Origin of the sequence: Streptomyces sp. ADMS, assembly GCF_033441795.1 — a bacterium.
Lineage (GTDB): Bacteria > Actinomycetota > Actinomycetes > Streptomycetales > Streptomycetaceae > Streptomyces.
This window is the reverse complement of sequence record NZ_JAVFVX010000262.1, coordinates 1-2,983: the sequence shown is the minus strand read 5'-3', so window position 1 is coordinate 2,983 and position 2,983 is coordinate 1. Positions and strand designations below refer to the sequence as shown.

Annotated in this window: 2 protein-coding genes; one reads left to right on the top strand and one right to left on the bottom strand. The window is 70.9% G+C overall.

Annotation, left to right across the window (positions count from 1 at the left end; translation table 11 throughout):
* Positions 1-198: 198 nt before the first annotated feature.
* Positions 199-2,496 carry a 2OG-Fe(II) oxygenase gene (locus RB628_RS40110; protein WP_318325582.1) on the top strand — a complete coding sequence of 766 codons (2,298 nt, stop codon included), beginning with the start codon at positions 199-201 and terminating at the stop codon, positions 2,494-2,496.
* Between the two features lie 272 nt (positions 2,497-2,768).
* On the opposite strand, the gene RB628_RS40105 is transcribed toward RB628_RS40110, so the two are convergent.
* Positions 2,769-2,983 (bottom strand): histone-like nucleoid-structuring protein Lsr2 (locus tag RB628_RS40105; RefSeq protein WP_318325581.1); only part of this gene is annotated, 215 nt, incomplete at its 5' end.

The following is a 2,983-nucleotide window of genomic DNA, read 5'->3' as shown; positions in this document are numbered from 1 at the left end:
GGTCGATGGCCTGGAACTCGTAGTACTGGTACTCGCTCACGGCCGTGCAGCCTACCGACAGGTGCTGCGGCTCATCTCACGGGACCTGACCGTGATGCCTCGTTCGGGGCCCATCCACGGTTACGGTCCTGGCGGTGCCGCCGGGTTCGTAGGATCGGGCCGAGAACGACGGACCCGCAGGGGGCGGAGGGCAGGCACGTGGTGGTGACACCGAGGGAACGGCTGGCTGGACTGCTCGGCGGGGCGAAGAAGGCGGAGGCTTTCAGTGCCCGGCTGGAGGCACCTGTGGCCGGACTGGGCCTTGAGGTGGCCGGGGTCGGGCCGGTGAACCTTCCGCTGCGGGCGCCCCAGGTGAAGCGGCTGATCTCGGTGGCACGGCCTGCGTTGTTCGGGCGGGGCGAAGAGACGCTGAGCGACACCAGTGTGCGTGACACCTGGCAGATCCTGCCGGATCAGATCAGTCTTGCCGGTCCTTCCTGGCCGTCGCTGCTGAGCGGCGCGCTGGAGCATTTCCGGGACGCTCTCGGTCTCCCGTCGTCGACCCGGCTGCGGGCTGAGCCGCACGCGATGCTGGTGTACGGCAAGGGCCAGTTCTTCCTTCCGCACCAGGATTCGGAGAAGGACGACGCCATGGTGGGCACGCTGGTGCTCTCCCTGCCCTCGGCGCACACAGGGGGAGAGCTGGTCATCGAACACGCCGGGCACCAGTGCGCCTACCGTGCCTCGAAGACGGATCTGACCCTCGTCGCCTTCTACGCCGACTGCCGGCACCAGGTCACTCCGGTCCGAACCGGGTACCGGGTGGCGCTCACCTTCAACCTGCTCGCCGAGCCGGGGACTTCGGCGGAGGCGTCCGGACCGCTGGCGGAGCTGGCACACAGTCTGGGTCGGCACTTCGGCTCGCCCGCCAAACCGCGCTACGGCACCCGTGAGTTGGATCCGCCGACCCGGCTCGTGTACCTGCTCGATCACGAGTACACCCAGCGGGGTCTGAGTTGGGAGCGGCTCAAGGGCGCCGACGCGGGGCGTGCCGCTCTGCTGCGTGCCGCTTCCGGGCAGGTCGGGTGCGAGTCGGTGCTCGCCCTGGCCGAGGTGAAGGAGACCTGGGATGCCTATCCCGAGGGGGACGATCCCTGGGACGACCACGGGTACGACGAGGACGAGGACGGTGACGAGGACGGTGATGCGGGCGAGGTCGGCGAGGATGGGGATTACGTCCTCCAGGAGCTGATCGACGACGAGATCACCCTGGGCTGGTGGACCGGTCCGGACGGCACCGGTGGCGAAGAGATCTCGTTGCGGGTTCAGGACTACGAGGTGTGCGCGAGCACCGACAGCGCGGACCTGACGCCCTACGACTCCCAGTACGAGGGCTACATGGGCAACTACGGCAACACGCTGGACCGGTGGTACCGGCGGGCCGCGGTTGTCGTGTGGCCGCGTGAGCGGGCCTTCGCGGTACGCGGCGAGGCCGGATCGCGGTGGGCCCTGGAGGAACTGCGCGTCGGCATCGCGCGGGGCGACCTGGACGGGGCGCGCAACCAGGCCCAGTCCCTCGCACCGTTCTGGAAGCACACCCGTCCGCAACCCGAGCTGCTGGACTGCGCGCTGCAGGTGGCCAAGAGCCTGGATGCGGCCGAGACCGCAGCGATGCTGCTGGAGCCGTTCAGTGCGGGCGCGCTCAGCCCGGAGCACGCGGGCGCACTGGCCTCGGCAGCCGAGCGGTACGGAACCGGATGGACGGGCCGGGTCGTCGACGCCTGGTTCGTATCGGAGGACCGCCTCCAAACGGAGCAGTACCAGTGGACCGAGCGGTTGCCTGAACTGTGCACGGCGCTGCGCGCCCATCGGGCGCCGGCGGTGGCACGGCGGCTGTCCGCCGGGGTCTGGGCCGCGGTGGACAGTGGCCTGCGGTTGTGGACCACGACCGGGCCTGCCGAGATCCGCCGAGCGCAGCTGCAGCGGCTGGCCCTGCCGCTGCGACACGTCCTGGCGGCGGCCGACGAAGAGCTGAGGGACGGGATCCTGGCAGAGCTGCGCGAACGCGGCAACACGGTGCTCGAGTGCCTGATGCCACTGCTGCGCCGCGCCGCGGAGGCGAGCACGTCGGCCGAGTGGGGCGTGGCAGGGCTCGACGCGCTCGCACAGGACAGCGCGGACCGGCTCCGCGCGGTGTGTGAGCGGCCGTCACGCGCTGCTGACGACTGGTCGGTGGCCTGGGACGGGTGCGGCTGCGAGCTGTGCGGTGTCCTCGGCGCCTTCCTCGGGTCCCGGTCGCGGCGGGTTCTCGAATGGCCGCTGGCGAAGGAGGGGCGGCGGCATGTGCACACCAGGATCGACTCGGCCGAGCTGCCGGTGCGCCACCAGACCCGGCGGCAGGGGCGCCCGTACATGCTGGTACTGACGAAGACCCAGGAACTGTTCACCCGTGAACGGACGGTCCGCAGCCAGGCCACGGCGGACCTGGCATGGCTGATGTCCCTGCGGAACGGATGACCGCGGCCTCCGGCTCGGCGGCCTGTCGCGCGGATGCGCCCCGGTCGGCGTGTGCGGCCGCAGTCACTGCATCGGTGCTGGCGTGCTTGAGCGTGTTGGTCCGGGCTTCTTGGGCTATGCGGTGGATGGCGAGCTGGGCACCGTTGCTCGCCGCGTCGAGATCGCCCACGGTCCGGTAGGTCACGGCCAGCCCGCCATGAGGCTGGGTGGGCTTCGGCTGCACCAGCGCCGTTGCTTTCAGAGTTGTCCACCGCACCCGGAACGGTTCATCCTCACGGGCGCCTGGGGTGGGCGGCCTGGTAGGCGTCCCAGATCGCCGCCCGCAGCTTTCCCCGGGGCGGGACGTCGATGCCCTGGCCTCGGGCCCACGAGCGGACCTGGGCGGTGGTTGGCTCCTGCGCTCGGTCCTCGGCTACGGGGGCCTCGCGGGGCGTGCCGCGTTCGCTGCCGGGACGCGGTGTCCGATCCGACGGCGGGTCCGATCGTG